This window comes from Devosia sp. GW821-FHT12F11, assembly GCF_058806655.1.
Window position 1 is genome coordinate 900,275 of the sequence record NZ_JBXAPX010000002.1, and the last position, 17,322, is coordinate 917,596.

General features: G+C 65.8%; 11 protein-coding genes. All 11 read right to left on the reverse strand.

What is annotated here, in order from left to right:
• Nucleotides 1-3 precede the first annotated feature (3 nt).
• Nucleotides 4-5,928 (reverse strand): DUF5801 repeats-in-toxin domain-containing protein, encoded by a 5,925-nt coding sequence (locus AC1ROK_RS09915; RefSeq protein ID WP_492846286.1) that lies wholly within the window; start codon nt 5,926-5,928, stop codon nt 4-6.
• 535 nt (nt 5,929-6,463) lie between these two features.
• Nucleotides 6,464-7,315 carry a penicillin-insensitive murein endopeptidase gene (gene mepA, locus AC1ROK_RS09920; protein WP_492846288.1) on the reverse strand — a complete coding sequence of 284 codons (852 nt, stop codon included), beginning with the start codon at nt 7,313-7,315 and terminating at the stop codon, nt 6,464-6,466.
• A 184-nt stretch (nt 7,316-7,499) separates the two neighbouring features.
• Nucleotides 7,500-8,537, reverse strand: coding sequence for a Gfo/Idh/MocA family protein (locus tag AC1ROK_RS09925; protein ID WP_492846290.1), 1,038 nt, complete (start codon nt 8,535-8,537; stop codon nt 7,500-7,502).
• 279 nt (nt 8,538-8,816) lie between these two features.
• Nucleotides 8,817-10,019 carry an AGE family epimerase/isomerase gene (locus AC1ROK_RS09930; RefSeq protein WP_492846292.1) on the reverse strand — a complete coding sequence of 401 codons (1,203 nt, stop codon included), beginning with the start codon at nt 10,017-10,019 and terminating at the stop codon, nt 8,817-8,819.
• Nucleotides 10,016-10,894 carry a carbohydrate ABC transporter permease gene (locus AC1ROK_RS09935; protein ID WP_492846294.1) on the reverse strand — a complete coding sequence of 293 codons (879 nt, stop codon included), beginning with the start codon at nt 10,892-10,894 and terminating at the stop codon, nt 10,016-10,018. Before AC1ROK_RS09935 ends, AC1ROK_RS09930 begins: the two co-directional genes overlap by 4 nt.
• Nucleotides 10,891-11,781, reverse strand: coding sequence for a carbohydrate ABC transporter permease (locus AC1ROK_RS09940; RefSeq protein WP_492846296.1), 891 nt, complete (start codon nt 11,779-11,781; stop codon nt 10,891-10,893). The genes AC1ROK_RS09935 and AC1ROK_RS09940 overlap by 4 nt, the downstream gene beginning before the upstream one ends.
• A 78-nt stretch (nt 11,782-11,859) precedes the next feature.
• The gene (locus tag AC1ROK_RS09945; protein ID WP_492846298.1) at nt 11,860-13,173 is read right to left on the reverse strand and encodes an ABC transporter substrate-binding protein; all 1,314 of its coding nucleotides are present in this window, start codon (nt 13,171-13,173) and stop codon (nt 11,860-11,862) included.
• 103 nt (nt 13,174-13,276) lie between these two features.
• Nucleotides 13,277-14,551, reverse strand: coding sequence for a neutral/alkaline non-lysosomal ceramidase N-terminal domain-containing protein (locus tag AC1ROK_RS09950; RefSeq protein ID WP_492846300.1), 1,275 nt, complete (start codon nt 14,549-14,551; stop codon nt 13,277-13,279).
• A complete protein-coding gene (locus AC1ROK_RS09955; protein ID WP_492846302.1) occupies nt 14,539-15,684 on the reverse strand; it encodes an N-acetylglucosamine-6-phosphate deacetylase in 1,146 nt (381 codons plus the stop codon). Before AC1ROK_RS09955 ends, AC1ROK_RS09950 begins: the two co-directional genes overlap by 13 nt.
• Nucleotides 15,681-16,454, reverse strand: a complete 774-nt coding sequence (locus tag AC1ROK_RS09960) for a sugar isomerase domain-containing protein (RefSeq protein WP_492846305.1) — start codon at nt 16,452-16,454, stop codon at nt 15,681-15,683. The genes AC1ROK_RS09955 and AC1ROK_RS09960 overlap by 4 nt, the downstream gene beginning before the upstream one ends.
• On the reverse strand, nt 16,447-17,232 hold the full coding sequence (locus AC1ROK_RS09965) for a glucosamine-6-phosphate deaminase (protein ID WP_492846307.1): 786 nt from the start codon (nt 17,230-17,232) through the stop codon (nt 16,447-16,449). The genes AC1ROK_RS09960 and AC1ROK_RS09965 overlap by 8 nt, the downstream gene beginning before the upstream one ends.
• Between the last annotated feature and the right edge of the window lie 90 nt (nt 17,233-17,322).

Below are 17,322 nucleotides of genomic sequence, written 5' to 3' on the forward strand. Positions count from 1 at the left end.
CCGCTAGACGGTGATCGCCCCGTCGAGGTCGCCGTCGATACCGATGGTGAAATCAGCCACCGCGGTATCGCCGAACGTATCGAAGTCCTCGATGGTGACCTGGAAGTCGAGCTCGGCGTCCGGGGTAACCCCGGCCTCGCCGATGCTGAACTTGCCGACGTCGAACTTGCCGGCCACGCCTTCAACCAGGACGCGGTTGTGCAGCGTGTCGGTGTCCCATTCCACCGTGTAGCCCTTGTCGAGGCCGGAGACGACCACCGAAGTGGTGCCGAGGCCGGTCACATCGACAAAGCCGATGGCAGGATCGGAGTCGGCATCGAACTCATAGACCGTCCCGTCCGGCTTGATCACCCGTACTGTGACGATATTGGGCGAGGTTCCATCCGGGGTGAGCACCATGTCGCGGCCCTGCTCGGCGGTGCCGAGGAAGGTCGTGAGCTTCATGGTAGCGCCCTTGTTGCCCTGCATCTGCGAGATGGTAATCGAGGCCGTGGTCACGTCCACGGTGCCACCGGTGTACTGGACGTTGTCGGCATCGTCCGCTTCGGTTGAACTTAGCCCGCCGGGTACGCCGGACAGGTAATTCGCCACCGGGTCGTCGATGTAGACGAAGTAAGCGCCATCGCCGGGGTCGAACATCTGGTTGTTGACGCCGATGGTCGCTCCGGTGCCGCCCTGCGAGGTGTGGATCACGTCGCTTTTGTTGGTGTAGTTGCCGGCGGCGTTAACGACGACCTTCTTGCCGAAGACGAGGATTGCCGGATCAGAGTCGGACTCGCCCACCACACCAAACAGGTTCGCACCGGAGGGCAGTTCGTCGAAGTCGAAGTCGATACTGACTGGCGATGGATCCTGCAGCGTCTCAAACAGGTAACTCCAGTTCGCCGGATCGGTATCGTCCGTGTCGAGGCTCAGCCGGAAGTACGCATTGTCCTCACCCGGGTCGATCGAGCCGTTGCCGTTCTCATCCTCGTAGTAGGTGACGGTCTGGTCGTCTTCCTGCACGCCCACCACCGTAGCGAAGCCGAAGTCGAAGCTCTCGGTGAAGTCGGTGATCTTGGCATTGGCGCCGTCGGCACCGGGAACCGCTCCAAGCAGGTTGGAGACGGTGTCGCCATTGACGAAGTCCACCATGCCGCCGGAGATCGGCCCGATAGCGGGGCCGTCGTCCTCGAACTTCAGGCTGCCGCCGATGTCGATGGTGGCGCTGTCATGGTCGCCATCGCCGTCGTAGGCGGTCGCCGTCAGGTGGACGAGGTTGCTGGCGGTGAAGATGGCCGGCGAAGTCTCCTCGTCCGGGTCGAGCGGATCGTCATGCTTGACGGCCCGGCTCAGCGTCAAAGTCACCTCGCCGGTATCCGGATCGGCCGAAACGCGGAACACTTCCGGCCCACCCAGACCCACGGTGCCGATGATGTCGAGGCCGTCGGTATCGAGCACCACGGCATCGCCGGTCAGCGAGTCGATGAGCCCTGTATCGTCACCCTGCCCGCTGATTGACAGCGCGTAGGTGATGGCGTCGGCATCAGGCACGTCGTCATCGTCCGCGTCCTTGGGCCCGTCATTGCCAAACAGCGTGGTGAACAGGCCCGAGAAGTCGGCGGCATCGCTACCGAACAAGGTCTCGTCGACGATCAGATCCGGTGCCGGGTCGGCGTTGCGCTCGATCGAGGGACCATCGTCCTCGAAGCTGAAGCTGAGGCCGATATCGGCGGTGGCATCGTCGTGATCGCCGTCACCGTCATAGGCGGTGGCAGTGAGGGTGACGAGGCTGGCAGCCGAGAAGGTCGACGGTGACGAGCTCTCCTCGGTGTCGTCGGGATCGTCGTGGACGACCGCACGGCTCTGCTGCTGCGTCACGTTGCCATCGGCGTCGACCGAGATGCGCAGCACCTCGTCGCCGCCAAGCGCCGTCGTGCCAACCACTTCGCCACCGACCAGGTTCAGCAGTACCGCTTCACCGGTCAGCGTGTCGATGAGACCGCTATCGGCGTCGGGCGCGCTGACGTCGAGCGCGTAGGTGGTGTCGGCTCCGGCGCCATCATTGCCGAACGACGGATCGAACACACCGGAGAAGTCCGCTGAGTCGGTGTCGGTGATGTCGGTGTCGTCGGTAACGAGCGTCGGCGGCGGCGTGCCGCTGAGATCCATCGACGGACCATCGTCCTCGAACTTGAAGGCGAGGCCGATATCGGCGGTGGCGTCGTCGTGGTCGCCGTCGCCGTCATAGACGGTGGCGGTGAGGGTCACGAGGCTGGCGGCCGAGAACTTGGCGGGCGAGCCGCTCTCGTCATGGTCGTCCGGGTCGTCGTGCATCACGGCGCGGCTCTGCTCGAGCGTCACATTGCCATCGGCATCGACCGAGATGCGCAGCACCTCGTCGCCACCGACCGCCGTCGTGCCGACCACTTCACCGCCGACCAGGTTCAGCACCACGGCTTCGCCGCTCAGCGTGTCGATGAGACCGCTATCGGCGTCGGCACCGCTGACGTCGAGCGCATAGCCGGTAGCATCGCCTGCCCCATCATTGCCGTAGATCGGGGTGAACAGGCCGGAGAAATCGGCGCTGTCGCTGTCGATGATGTCGGTGTCGTCGGTGATGAGGCTCGGGACCTCCGCACCCGACAGGTCCATCGCCGGGCCATCATCCTCGAACTTGAAGGCGAGGCCGATATCGGCGGTGGCGTCGTCATGGTCGCCGTCGCCGTCATAGGCGGTGGCGGTCAGGGTTACGAGGTTGGCGGCCGAGAGCATGGCGGGAGACGAGCTCTCGTCATGGTCGTCCGGGTCGTCGTGGACGACCGCGCGGCTCTGCTCGAGCGTCACATTGCCATCGGCATCGACCGAGATGCGCAGCACCTCGTCGCCACCAATGGCGGTGGTGCCGACCACTTCACCGCCGACCAGGTTCAGCACCACGGCTTCGCCGCTCAGCGTGTCGATGAGACCGCTATCGGCATCGGGTGCGCTGACATCGAGCGCATAGGTGGTGTCGGCGCCGGCGCCATCGTTGCCGAACGACGGGTCGAACAGACCGGAGAAGTCGGCACTGTCGCTGTCGGTGATGTCGGTGTCATCGGTGATGAGGCTCGGGACCTCCGCACCGCTGAGATCCATCGCCGGCCCATCGTCTTCGAACTTGAAGGCGAGGCCGATATCGGCGGTCGCATCATCATGGTCGCCGTCGCCGTCATAGGCGGTGGCGGTGAGCGTCACGAGATTGGCGGCCGAGAGCATGGCAGGAGACGAGCTCTCGTCATGGTCGTCCGGGTCATCGTGCATCACGGCACGGCTCTGCTGGAGCGTCACGTTGCCATCGGCATCGACCGAGATGCGCAGCACCTCGTCGCCACCGATCGCCGTCGTGCCGACCACTTCACCGCCGACCAGGTTCAGCACCACGGCTTCGCCGCTCAGCGTGTCGACGAGGCCGCTGTCGGCATCGGGCGCGCTGACGTCGAGGGCGTAGGTGGTGTCGGCGCCGGCGCCATCATTGCCGAACGACGGATCGAACAGACCGGAAAAGTCGGCACTGTCGCTGTCGGTGATGTCGGTATCGTCGGTGATGAGGCTCGGGACCTCCGCACCGCTGAGATCCATCGACGGTCCATCGTCCTCGAAGTTGAAAGCGAGGCCGATATCGGCGGTGGCGTCGTCGTGGTCGCCGTCACCGTCATAGACGGTGGCGGTGAGGGTCACGAGGCTGGCGGCCGAGAACTTGGCGGGCGAGCCGCTCTCGTCATGGTCGTCCGGGTCGTCGTGCATCACGGCGCGGCTCTGCTCGAGCGTCACATTGCCATCGGCATCGACCGAGATGCGCAGCACCTCGTCGCCACCGACCGCCGTCGTGCCGACCACTTCACCGCCGACCAGGTTCAGCACCACGGCTTCGCCGCTCAGCGTGTCGATGAGACCGCTATCGGCGTCGGCGCCGCTGACGTCGAGCGCATAGCCGGTAGCATCGCCTGCCCCATCATTGCCGTAGATCGGGGTGAACAGGCCGGAGAAGTCGGCGCTGTCGCTGTCGGTGATGTCGGTGTCGTCAGTGATGAGGTCGGGGGCGCCTTCACCGCTCAGGCCCATGCTCGGACCGTCGTCCTCGAAGTTGAAGGTGTCGCCGATGCCGACCGTGTGGTCGGCGGTGTCGCCGTCATCGTCGGTGGCCGTTGCTGTCAGTGTGATGAGGTCTGCGGAAGCGAGCTTAGAGGGCTCGCCGGCCCCATCCTCCTCCGGATCGTTCGGATCGTCGTGGACCACGGCGCGGCTCTGGTCGAGCGTAAGGTCGCCGGTGTTGATGTCGACGGAAATGCGGAACACCTCGTCGCCGCCGATGGCGGTGGTGCCGACGACATCGTCGCCGTCCTGATGCAGCAGCACGGCCTCGTTGCTCAGCGTGTCGACGAGGCCGCTATCGGCGCCGTCAGCGCTGATACCAAGGGCATAGGTGACGGCATCGGCATCAACGGTGCCGTCATTGTTGGCGTCCTTGCCGCCGTCGGTGCCGAAATCGACATCGAACAGGTTGGCATAGCTGGCCGAGTCATTGGTGACGAAGTCGCTGTCATCGACCGTCAACGCTGGCGTGCCGTCGCCGTCGCCGACCGACGGGCCATCGTCCTCAAACACAATGCGGTCGCCGACCGGCACGTGAGTGGTGACGCCTTCGGTGATGGTGAAGCCGCCGATATCAAACTTGCCGGCGGTGCCTTCGATCTTGACGCGGTTGTGCTCGCTGTCGGTGACGAACTCGATGAGGTAGCCGTCATCGACTCCCGTCAGCGTCACCGTAGCTGTGCCGAGGCCCGAAACGTCGAAGCCGCTCACCGCCGGATCGGCATCGCTATCGAACGTGGTGGTCGTGCCACCGATGGTGACCTTCACCATGATGATGTTGGGCGAGGTGGCGCCATCGATCGGGCCGGTCAGCAGATCACGGGCCGTGTCGGCGGCACCGAGATAGGTGGTCAGCGTCATGCTGCCGGTGCCGTTGCCCTGGATCTGCGCGATGGTGAACTGGGCCGCCGTCACGTCCAGCGTGCCGCCGGTATAGAGCGCGTTGTCGGCATCGTCGGCCTCGGTGCCGGTGAGCCCGTCCGGCTCCCAGCCCGACAGGAAGTCGGCGTTCACATCGTTAACGTAGGCGAAGAAGGCCGCGTCACCGGGGTTGAACATCTGGTTGTTCATGCCGATCGTGGCATTGGGGCCGGCCTGCGACATGAACATCATGTCACTGGTATTGGTTGGTGTGCCGTCGGCCTGTAGATGGATATCGGCGCCAAAAATGACGATCGCCGGCCCATCCGGCGAGGCGCCGAGCGTGGCGAACAGGTTGTTGCTGGACGGCAGGTCATCGAAATCGAAATCGATAGTGCCACTGGCTGCGACATCGAGCAGACCGCTCAGATCGACCGGGTCGTCATGGTCGCCGCTGTCGGGATTGGTGATGGCCTCGAACTGCACCGTCGAGATGGTGCCGTCCGCCTCGAGATAGCCGGCGAGCACGATGTCGCCGTTCGCGTCGACACCGAGGAACATCGAGGCGCCCAGCCCCGTAGCCTCGTCGGCGAACAGGTAGATTGCCTCGCCATCGACGGTGGTGAAGCCGGCGAGCACACCGGTGGTCGGATCGGTCGTGCCGGCGTCGTAGGCCAGCAACGGATCGCCGTTGCTCTTGACGAAGCCGGTGAGGGTCGAACCTTCGGTGAGTGAAATGAAGTCGTTCTGTGCCGCGCCGTTGGCCTGGGCAAATGCACTGCTCAAGCTGAGCTGGCCGGCGTCGAAGAGCCGCGTCGCGAAGGCGGCCGGCAGGTCGGTATAGACTATGTCGTTGTCGTTGTTGTCCTCACTTGAGCTGGATACACCGGTGTTCTGTAGCCCTTGTGACTCGTCGAGCACGACGAACTCGTCGTCTGTTAGAACGATTGCCATGATGACTGCTCCCTACAGCGCTTTTGTGATTGCTCCCCGCCTAAGTGTTGACGCTTTGTATTCAGCTGCCAGACAAAACAAATCATCGGCCTTGCTGTCGACATCGTCGACAGCACAGCCGCATCTACCTTTGGCCTCTGATTGTTGCAGAATACATCCGGCGCAGATCGGATGGTACGACCGGGAGTTCTACTTCTGCACCACGGGCTCGTTCCGCAATTCGAGCGGAGGGTGCTCTCTCGGTATTCTTGGTTCGCGCCGGAATACAAGTTGTACGCCGATCTATACGAAAAACTAACCGCGATTGCAATGGCGACCACGGCCGCCAGCCGCCGTGCGGGCCGCGCCCGACGCGCGGAAAGCCCGATTTGAGCCGGCTAAGGGCCCCGAAAATACCAACTAGTGCTGATGGCACATGTGATGGGGATGGCTCGTGCGCCCACCTGGAACCGGCCCCGTGGCGCATCAACGCCGCTCGCGCCGATGTTCGCGAGGGTCGCCGCGATCCACATGTGAGCGCCGCCGGCGCGACGGCTCAGTCGGCCCTCAGCACCGTGGTGCACGCCTTGGGCAGATCGGCCAGGGTCAGCGGGGGGGCTGGCGGCTTGTCGCTCGGCTTGTACGGCTCGTCGGTGAACCAGTAGTCGAGCTCGGCGCCGCAGCCATCGCCAGCTGGCGCCGGAGCCTGGTTGACGCAGAGCTCGACGCCCGCCGGGCAGTCGAGCCGCACGTGGAAATGGTCGTCATGGCCGTACCAGGGGCGGATCTTGTTCAGAAAGCTGCGGTCGCGCCAGGTGACGGCGCAGAGCGATTTCTTGATCCCCGGCGCCACGAAGATGCGAGCCACCCCCGGCAGCTCCGCCGCGCGATAGAGCAGCAGGCGCTGCGCTTCACCGAACCTTTGGGGGTCGACCTCACGGGTGCCCTTCTTCAACATCGAGCGGGCCGAGAGGGTCTCGCGCTCGTCGGCGCTCAACTGATGATCCGGCATCCGCTCGAACCAGATATCGACGTCGAGGCCGATCTGGTGCGAGGCATGCCCGCTGGCCATCGGCCCGCCCCGTGCCTGCCCCATATCGCCGACCAGTATCCCCGGCCAGCCATCCTGCGCCGCCGACTGGGCGAGCGCCCCGATATAGCTGACGAGCTCGGCACTGCCCCAGCGCCGATCGCGCGACAGGCGCATCGCCTGCCAGCCCGGCCCATCGGTCGGCAGCTGCACTGCGCCGGCGATACAGCCCTTGGCATAGCTGCCCACCGGGACCTCGGGGCCGGTGGTGGGCGAATGCATGGCGCCGAACAGGTCTCGCGCCGGTTGCGCCAGCGCCGCCGAGACCAGCGTCAGCAGGGCGACAGCCGCCAAAGCAAGCACGCGAAGCACAGCCATCATCACCCCCACGAAGCACCCACGACTCACGATCCTTGATCGTAACATCAGGGCCGTGTCATGGCGGAAGAGCGCATCGACCTTCCCCCTAGGCGCAGGGCTATCGTATGTGAACTGGGCACTGCACTCTCGGTGGTCCGTCATGTGCGACTGCCCCTGCGCCCGAGCCAGACCGACGCCTGCCTCACCGGTCGAGCTCAGCCAGCCGGACCGGGCGCTGTTCGGCGCTCGAGGCGAGGATCGCTTCGATCAGCCGATGCACTTTGAGGGCCTCCTCGCCGGTGACCAGCGGCTCGCGGTCCTCGTCCAGGGCATCGAGAAAATCCTCGAGCACGGCGCGGTGTCGGGCGTGCGAATAGCCCATCGGGTCGGCGCCGCCACCATGGCCGCCGGCGGCGATACTGTGATCCTCGATGGTGCCATCGCGCCAATAGAGCATCAGGCTTTCACCTGTCATCACCGCCGTGGCCTGGTCGAACACCAGTTCCAGCCGTTCGGGGAACCCCGGGAAGCTGGCAGTGGTCGCATCGATCGAACCGATCGCGCCATTGTCAAAGCGGATCGCGGCACTGACCACATCCTCGCATTCCATCCGGTGGGTCCGCGATGTGCCGACCATGGCGCTGACCTCGGCGACCGGGCCGCTGAGGCTCAGGAACAGGTCGAGCGCGTGGATGGCCTGGGTCAGCAATACGCCACCGCCGTCGCGCGCCAGCGTGCCGCGGCCCGGCTCGTCGTAGTAGGATTGGGCCCGCCACCAGCGGATCGAAGCCGAGGCGGTCGCCAGTTCGCCCAGCTCTCCCCGAGCGATGCGGCGCCCGAGCTCTCGCGCATTGGGCCGGGTGCGGTTCTGCAGCACGATGCCGAGCCGGACACCGGCGGCACGGGCGACCGCCACGACTTCGCGGGACCGGGCCGGACTGTGCTCGATGGGCTTTTCGAGCAGGATGGATTTGCCCGCGGCCGCCGCCAGCCGCACCACTTCGAGATGCGCCGATGGCGGGGTCAGCACCAGCACGACATCGACCTGGGGATCGCCGACCAGGGCGTCGAGGTCGTCGCTGACCGGAAAGCCATAGGCCGCATGGGCCGCTTCGCGACGCTCGGCCGAGCGGCTGAACACGCCGATCACTTCGGCCCGATCAGCCAGATCGCAGAGGCTCAGCGCATGCGGCTTCATTCCCATGCCGGCGCCGATCACGGCGATGCCCCTGCGCTGCATTTGAGCCTCCTCGCCCATCGGTGCGCTCACCACGAGTAGCGCCACAAACTCGGTGTCATCCCGGCGAAGGCCGGGACCCATCCTGAGATTTCACCACGCCCCCCGGGGCGGCCGGAAAGACCTCAGGATGGGCCCCGGCCTGCGCCGGGGTGACACCGTGGGTGAGGAAATACCGGTGATAGAGCCGCCTGATCGCACGCCGCTTCCCGCCTGCGCGGGAATGACGGCGGTGGGCGCTGAGGCGCCGTGCTTCGCCGTTAACGAGGCGCCGCATCTGCTCTAGCTCCGGCGACCGACCACATCGATCGCGGCCAGCAGGCTCAACCCGGTGTGGTAGCCGGGATCGAGATCCGGGGTGGCCGGCACGTAGTCGATCGGTCCTTCGTCGGTGAGGCATTGGTAGGCAATGCCGGTGCCAGGACGCCAATAGTCGCGGAAGAAGACTTCGTCGGCCTTCTGCCAGACGCGAAGGCTCTGGGCGCTGTGCGAGCGCTCGTGGCAGAGCGCGGCGCTGCGGATGGTTTCAGGCAGCGACCACCAGGGGCAATAGGGGCTGATCGGCGCGCCGCTCGCCGCCGACACCACCAGCCGCACGCCGGGCCCGACAAAGCCGCGGTCGAACGACGAAACGAGGATGGTCTCCAGCACCCGCAGCAGTTCCGGGTCGGCGTCGGCCTCGAGGTAATCGAGGGCGAAGCCGACGAACTCGATGCCGTGCCCGACATTGCAGCGATCCTCACCCGGCACGTTGCGTAAGAGCCCACTGGCGGGGTCGAAATAGTTGTCGATGACATGGCCGATGAAGCGATCGGCAAACGCCGTGCGATCGCGGCAGCCGATGCCGGTCAGCAAGGCTCCGGCACTCAGCATGATCATGCGCGGGCCAAAGTCCGCGGCCTCGGCCTCGAGCACCTGGCGCCCGAGCGGCAGCTTCTCGTCGATCTGGAAGCGATGGTCTTCGATGGCCGCGATCACCTTTGCTAGCGCCTCGAGCTGACGCGGCAGATTGGCGGGCGCATAACGCGCCGCGCCGGCGACCAGGCCCTTGGCGGCAAAGGTATCTGAGAAGCTGTAGATGTCGGCCGGCTGCGTCTGGGGAACGAAGACTTCACCCTCAAAACGGATCGGGTGCATGTCGCGGTCGTAACAGAAATAGACGTGCCCATCGGCGGCGCGCAGCTTGTCGAGCGCCGCGTAGAGCCGTCGCCCCCCCATATCGAGGGCCAGCGTGAGCTCCGGGTCGATGCTTTCGAAGGCCGCCGCGTGGGTGACGATGGCCTCGAGGGCCCGGCCCTGGATCCAGCCATAGACATGGTCGGGCCCGCGCCAGCCATCGACCGCGGCATAATCGACGAGGGTCAGCGGGTTCAGCTTGGTGTTGACGAAAGCACCGTGCAGCGGCGGCCGCGCCAGCATCCAGCGCAGCGTCTCGGCATTGGAGGCGAGATAGCGTTGCCGCGCCGCGGCGAAGAAATCGGTCATTCCTTGAGCCCGGTGCTGGCGACGCCTTCGACGAAGTTGCGCCGCAAAAAGACGAACAAAGCCACCGACGGCACGAGAACAATGGCGGAGGCGGCGCTGAGGCGACCGAGGTCGACGGTGAAGCCGGTCTGGAACAGTGCGAGGCCGACCTCGATGGTATAGCTGTCCTTGGTGGTGGCGACGATCAGCGGCCAGGCGAAGGCCGTCCAGGCCTGGAAGAAGGCGAGGACGAACAGTGCCCCGAGCGCGCCGCGCAACAGCGGCACGACGATGCGGATGAAGATCCAGATTTCGCCGGCGCCATCGATCCGCGCGGCCTCGAGCAGCTCGTCGGGGATCGAGTGGATGACGTTCTGTCGGATCAGGAAGATACCGAAGCTCATCACCAGATAGCCGAGCAGCAGCCCCCAGACCGAGTTGAGCAGGCCCATGCTCTGCGCCTGGAAGTAGAGCGGGATCATGTAGACCTCGAACGGCACGATGGCGGTGGCGAGGATAATGGCGAACAGCACGCTCATCGCCCGCGACGGGAATTTGGCGAGGATGTAGCCGGCAATGGTCGAGGTAATGAGGATCGCGAAGGCCGAGAGCAGCGCGAAGCTGAAGCTGTTGAAGATCCAGCGCAGCAGCGGCGTATCGGCCAGCACCGCCTCGATATTGGCCAGCGTCGGCTGGGCCGGAATGACGGTGGGCGGCCAGCTCAGCATCTCTTGCGGCGTCTTGAAGGCGTTGGCGACCAGCAGGACCAGCGGCAGGATCATCAGGAGCCCGAACAGCCCGAGGAACAGGTCGATGCCGAGATTGGTGGCGCGCGCCTTAAGCGTCCGGTCGCCGACCTCGCGGGAGTGTTTCTCGATCTGGGTTCTGGCGCTCATCGGGCGGCCCTCTTGTCACGCAGCAGGCTGAACTGCACGAAGGTCAGCAGCAGCACGATGGCCAGCAGCACCACCGCCTCCGAGGCGGCATAGCCGACCCGGTAATTGCGGAAGCTGTTCTCGAGCATATCGAGCACCAGCACCCGGACCTGCCGCCCCGGTGCGCCCTGCGCATCGGAAGCCAGCACATAGACCTGGGCATAGACGTTGAATGCCGAAACCAGTGTCACCACCGAGACATAGAGGGTGATCGGCTTCAGCATCGGCACCGACAGGTGCCAGAACGACTGCCGGCCGGAGGCACCATCGAGCTTGGCCGCCTCGTACACCGAGACCGGCAGGCTCTTGAAGCCGACGAGGTAGATCAGCACGGCGAAGCCGAGCGCCTGCCAGGAACACAGGACAATGACGCAGATGATCGACAGCACCGGGTCGAACAGCCACGACATCGGTTTGACGCCGAACATCGAGAGGAACGCGTTGAGGGGCCCCAGCCGCGCGTCGAAGATCCATTTCCACGCCATGGCGGCGGGCACCAGCGACACCACGTGCGGGATGAACACCGCCGTTTCGTAGAACGCGGCGAAGCGCGAGCGGGTGCGGTGGAAGATCAGCGCGGCGATCACCAGCGACAATGGAATGGTGATCAGCAGCACGCCGAAGGCGATGATCGAGGTGTTGAACAGCGCCTCGTGGAACAGCCGGTCGCCCAGCAGCTCCTGGAAGTTCCTGAGCCCGATGAACGGCTTCTTCTTCGACAGGATGTCCCACTTGTGCAGGCTCAGCCGCAGGATCTCACCGATCGGATAGACCCGGACGAAGGCGAAGATGGCGATGACAGGCAGAATGGCAAGCAGCGAGAAGAGCAGGCGTCGTCGCTTCAGCATGTCATCGTCTCCGTGCTGCCTCCGGGGAATGATCCCCGAAGGCCGCGGTTGAGCAAGGGCAGGTTTGCAAGAGGCGGCTTACTGGCCAAGCAGGCCTTCACGGTCGAGGATGGCGTTGATCTCCTTGTCGGCATTCTCGAGGAAGGCCTTGAGCGCCGCATCGTCGGTGGCCAGCTCCGGCTTGGCGAAAGCTTCGACGAGGAAGGCAGCGGCGCGGGTCTGGATCTCATCGATCGGGCCGATGGCCGGAACGGTGAAGAACTCATAGCTCGTGGGGTAGTTGACGTAGGCTTCGAAGCCGGGCTTGGAGGCAAGGATGGCCGAGAAATCGAGCCCCGAACGGTTCGGCAGCCAGCCGACATTGTCGAGCAGCCAGAGCAGGTTCTCGGGCTTCTGCGTTGCCATCACGAAAGCCCAGGCGGCGGCTTCCTTGTCGGCGCCGGCTTTGACGTAGAGCTGGCCGGGGCTGACGATCGAGCCACGCGGCAGCGTGGCCGTGGCATATTTCAGGTCCGGGGCCTTGGCGGCGATATCGCCGATCACCCAGGACTCGCGGATGAACATGGCAGTCTGGCCACGCTCGAAGGCATCGGCGTCAGCCGGCGACTCCACCGTCACCGTCTTGGTGTCGAACAGGTTGTGCAGGTACTGCTTCATGGTGGCGGTGCCGGCTTCGGAGGCGAAGTTCGACTTCCACAGGCCCTCGCCGGCGGGGGCGATCAGCTCGCCGCCATGCTGCCACATGTTGATGGCGAACTTTTCGGCAATGCCCGAGCCGCCGCCCGAGAGCCGCATGCTCCAGCCGGTGACGGTGGGCGCCCCGCTGGCATCGCGCTGCGTCAGCTTTTCGGCATAGGCGTCGAAATCGGCCATGGTCTTGGGCGGCTCGGTGAGGCCAGCCGCGGCGAACATGTCGGTATTGTAGTAGAGCGCGCTCTGGCCGCGGAACAGTGGCATGCCGTAGACGGTGCCGTCATAGCTGGCGGAGTTGACGAAGAACTCGCCGAAATTGGCGGGATCCTTGACGAAGGCCGTCACTTCGGCCGGCGGGGTGTTGAGCAGGCCGCCCTCGAGGTAGCGGGCGGCAATGGTGGTCGCCAGCTCGATAACCTCGGCAGCTTCGCCGGAGGTGACGCCGAGCGCCACGCGCTTTTCGTGTTCGCGCAGCGCGATGGCTTCGACCGTGACCTTGAGGTCCGGGTATTCGGCCGCCATCCCCTCGGCGACATGCTGATAGAACGGCGCCAGTTCCGGATAGCCGCTCCACACCCGGATCTCCTGAGCGGAGACCGCCGTGGCGGCCAGCCCGAGCCCCATAGCGGACGCCAGCAGCAGCTGTCGTCCGAGTGTCGAGAAGGCAGAAAGCTGAGGCCGAGAAAGCAATTTCATCATCGTTGTCATCCCTGTTTAACGAACGATCCAGCACATAGTGAAGTCTTGACTGCAACCGGTTGCGTGTCAAGCGGCGCTAACCGCGCGACAGCGTCGAAACCCCTCATTTTCTAGGCGTTGCAGCCTGTTTTGGTAGTCCGAGCAAGGTCTTGGCCGCGAGGGCCAGGCGCTCGGCAGAACCGGCGGCGAATGCCCCGGGCATACCGATGAAGCGATGCGCCTCATCGACCTCGTAGCCGCCGAAGCCAAACTCACTGGCAGGCGGAATGTAACCCGGCGTGCCGTCGGCATAGGACAGCACCAAAGCCGGGCGGCCGGCGCTGACAGTGCGGACGGCAAGGCCGGTTTCGGCAAAGATCTCTCCGGGCAAGGCCACAATCGGCAGGCCGCCCCAATCGAGGACGCTGACGCGACCGACCCAGCTCGCCTCAGGTTGGCCGGCATAACGGCGGGCCCAGTTGGCCCAATGCTGCAGCACCGTGGCCCGCACCGGCTCGGCGGTGCGGGCCTCGTCATCCCAGGCAGCGGCCAGCGCCGGCAGGTCGCGTTCGCGCCGCTCGAGGGTAAGTTCGACCCACTGCTCGGCGGCCGTTGCCGCGGCGCCGAGCATTGTCTCCGGCGCGGCGAGAGCCGCCTCGGCGATCCGGGTGCCTAGTCGCTCGGCATTTTCGAAGGTGCGGGCGGCATTGGCGTTGAGCGTCACTGACGCCTGGGCGGTGTGCCCGATATTGACGTCGCCACAACAGCCATTGAGGAAAATCGCCACCGCGCCCGGATGCGCCGCCTCGATCGTGGTGCGCACGAAATGCGGGAAATCCGCGGTCATCAGCCGGTTATCGGCACCCAGCACGGTGGGGTGGCAGGCATAGGAGACGATCACCGCCAAGAGGCGCCCCGCCGCGTCGCGGATGCGCAGCACCGGCAGGGCGCGATCGAGCGGACCGTCGGCGTGACGGCGGTTGCGGGCCACGTCGGGATCGGCGCCGAGACCGACGCTCAGCTCGGCCGGCACGGCGTTGGCGGCCGCTTCGGTCAGCGCGGCGACGCAGCCATCCTCGAGCGCCCTGAGGAATGTCGGGTCGGCCTCAGCGCTCAGCCGGTCCGCCATCGAGACCGGCGCGCCGTGCGTATGGGTGGCCGCGACGATGACATTGGCGGATGGCAGCGGGCAACGCTCGCGGATGCGCGCGCTCATCGCCTCGTGGATGCCGATGACGTCAGCGACGACGATGGCGGTATCGCCGACCACCACGGCGCGCACTGTCAATGGATCGTGCGCCCCGGTTGCCGGCTCGGTGCGGGCGGCAAAGCCGGCGAGCAGCAGCCCAGGCGGCGGGGTGATATCGACGACGGCGATGCCGGCCTTCAACGCGCCCATACCCGCTCCCCGGCCAGATAGGTTGCAGCAATGGTCAGCCGTTCGGCGCCCGGCGCCCACTCGAACTGAATGAGGTCCGCCGCCGCGCCGATTTCGAGCAAACCACGGCCGCCGGCAAAGCGGCCGGAATTGCGCGTCGCCAGCCCCAGCACCTGCGGGAGGCTCAGCCCGGTCATCGTGACGGTGCGCGCCACGCAATCGCCCAGCGGCAGCGCAGCACCGGCGAGGTAAGGCGTGCCCGGCGGCCCCAGCCGGCCATTGGCCTGCAGTTCGACCCGGCCGCCGATGGTCTGGTGATAGATGCCTGGCTTCAATCCACCCGGCGACACCACGTCTGAGACCAGCAGGGCCTTGTCGAGCCCCTTGGCGCGCAACATTGCCTTCAACGTGTCGGCCGGCAGGTGGTGGCTGTCGCCGATCAGCGTGGCAGTCAGCCGATCGTCCGCCAGTTGCGCCCAGATCACGTTGGGGTGGCGCGGCAGCATCGCCGATATGCCATTACCGAGATGGGTCGAGAGCGTGGCGCCAGCTACTGCCGCGGCATGAATCTGCTCGGGGCTCGCATCGGTATGACCGATGGCGACGTGCACACCCTGCCCTGCTGCATGACGCACCAGCGCGATGGCGGCATCGGAATGCGGCGACAGCGTCAGCAGCCCGACCAGCCCACCGCTCGCCGCCTGCCAGCGTTCGAACTCGGCGATATCGGCGTCACGGACATGGGCAGCCGGATGGGCGCCACGCGGGCCGTCATGGATTGAGATGAACGGCCCTTCGACATGCACGAAGGGCACGGCGCACGCGACGAGCGGGTAACGCGCCCGCGCCTCGCGGATCGCCATGAGCCCGGCGGTGATGTTCGCCTCGCTGGCGGTCACCAGGGTCGGCAGGTAGGTGGTGGTGCCCAGCGCCAGCAGCATTTCGGTCAACGCCAGGACGCGCTCCGGCGTCACGGTGCCGTCGTTCAGATCGTGGGTGGCGTAGCCATTGACCTGCAGGTCGACCAGGCCCGGCGCAAGATAGAGCGGACCATGGTAGTCCGCCGCGTCGATGGCAGCGATCCGGCCGTCGGCGATGCCGATGGCAATGCCTTGGCCGGTGTCGGGATCGCGGCCGACGAGTTGAGCCGTCACAGCCAGCGTACCCGCTCGGCAAATCGAGCGATGAACTTCGCATTGGCCTCGTCGCCGCCGGGAGCGTTGCCGCTGCGCCAGACTGGCGGTTCGATGCCGCGTTCCACCAGCTTGGCGACAGTGCGGATCACCAGGTTGTTGAGCGCGAAGGCGTTGGCGAAGGTGGAGATGGCGCCAATCTTCTCGCCCATGCCCGGCACCTTCACGATCGCGTCGCCGATCGGCACCTTGCAGTCGATGGCGATGTCCACCAGCTCGTGCAGGTTGTGTTTGGTCGGATGGCGCGCCGGGTGGGTCGGCGCGGAGTTGTTGGCGTGCTCGTGCGAGTTGACGCCGATCAGAAATACGCCGCGGCGCTTGGCTTCCAGCGCCGCATCGATCAGCGCGGCATTGATGCCGTAGGCATTGACGAGGATCAGCAGGTCGCCCTCGCCGAGCCGCTGGTCGGCGATGACGATCTTGCCGTAGCCGGGGGTGCGCTCGATCGCCATGGAGCGCAGCGAGCCGCCGGAAAGCAACGTGCCCTCATCGAGAATGGCGCTGACATGCATCAGGCCGCCGGCGCGGAAGAAGATTTCCTGCGAGGCGAGGTTGGAGTGGCCGCCCGGCCCGTAGGCGTAGACCAGCCGGTCGGCGGCGATCTGCTCGGCAACCCGCTCGGCGGCACGCTCGGTCGCGTCGCGCTCCTCGACGAGGATGCGCCGCATCAGTGCGGTGACGTCGTCGTAGTAGCCGCGGCAGAGCGCGTCGGCGTCGATCAATTCAGGCATGGGGATCTGACTCCGCATCGAGGTAAAGCGTGCAGTCGGCGTGGGTGCGGAGGATGGAGGCCGGGCAGGCGGTGCTCAACGGCCCCTCTAGCGCCGCGCGCACGGCGTTGCGCTTCACCCGCCCAGGCACCATGCAGAACAGCCGATCGGCCCGCAACAGCCGCGGCACGGTCAGCGTGATGGCGCGCAGCGGCACGTCGGCAAGGGTGGCGAAGCAATCGTCGTCGACCTGCTGCTGCCGGCAGACCTCATCCAGCTCCACCACTTTCACATCCAGCGGATCGTTGAAATCGGCCACCGGCGGGTCGTTGAAGGCGATGTGGCCATTCACCCCGATGCCGAGCTGGACGATGTCGATCGGCGCCGCCGCGAGCAGCGTCGCGTAGTCGCGCGCCGTCGCCTGGGGGTCGTCGCCGGGAAGGATCGGGTGCACCGCGGCGAAGGGCAGGCGGCCGAAGATGTAACGGGAGAGCCAGCTGCCGAAGCGCTCCGGCGCGTCGGGGGCGAGCCCGATATATTCATCCATGTGGAAGGCGGTGACGCGGCGCCAGTCGATGCCGGGCTCTGCCGCCAGCGCATCTATGACATCGCTCTGGCTCGGGGCCGAAGCAAAGACCATTCGAACTGCCGCCTGCCGGGCAAGCCTCGACCGCAACTCCGCTGCGATCTCGCCGGCAGCGACGCGTCCCAACTCCTCGCGGGTGACAAAGCTCTTGACCTTGAGCTGCTCGACTCGCCGCTCACGCGTTCCAGCCTCAGGCACGACACTCGAACTCATTGGCGAAAACACTCCCCGCGACCCATCGCGTTCGAACCACGATTTCGTTTGACTATCGAATGCAACCGGTTGCACGTCAATCCCCTGTCG

What these genes read in the sequence shown, in the direction of transcription:
- AC1ROK_RS09960 (WP_492846305.1), bottom strand. Translation starts at nt 16,454, where the DNA reads ATGCCTGAATTGATCGACGCCGACGCGCTCTGCCGCGGCTACTACGAC.
- AC1ROK_RS09965 (WP_492846307.1), bottom strand. Translation starts at nt 17,232, where the DNA reads ATGAGTTCGAGTGTCGTGCCTGAGGCTGGAACGCGTGAGCGGCGAGTC.
- mepA (WP_492846288.1), bottom strand. Translation starts at nt 7,315, where the DNA reads ATGGCTGTGCTTCGCGTGCTTGCTTTGGCGGCTGTCGCCCTGCTGACG.
- AC1ROK_RS09935 (WP_492846294.1), bottom strand. Translation starts at nt 10,894, where the DNA reads ATGAGCGCCAGAACCCAGATCGAGAAACACTCCCGCGAGGTCGGCGAC.
- AC1ROK_RS09925 (WP_492846290.1), bottom strand. Translation starts at nt 8,537, where the DNA reads ATGCAGCGCAGGGGCATCGCCGTGATCGGCGCCGGCATGGGAATGAAG.
- AC1ROK_RS09940 (WP_492846296.1), bottom strand. Translation starts at nt 11,781, where the DNA reads ATGCTGAAGCGACGACGCCTGCTCTTCTCGCTGCTTGCCATTCTGCCT.
- AC1ROK_RS09930 (WP_492846292.1), bottom strand. Translation starts at nt 10,019, where the DNA reads ATGACCGATTTCTTCGCCGCGGCGCGGCAACGCTATCTCGCCTCCAAT.
- AC1ROK_RS09950 (WP_492846300.1), bottom strand. Translation starts at nt 14,551, where the DNA reads ATGGGCGCGTTGAAGGCCGGCATCGCCGTCGTCGATATCACCCCGCCG.
- AC1ROK_RS09945 (WP_492846298.1), bottom strand. Translation starts at nt 13,173, where the DNA reads ATGATGAAATTGCTTTCTCGGCCTCAGCTTTCTGCCTTCTCGACACTC.
- AC1ROK_RS09915 (WP_492846286.1), bottom strand. Translation starts at nt 5,928, where the DNA reads ATGGCAATCGTTCTAACAGACGACGAGTTCGTCGTGCTCGACGAGTCA.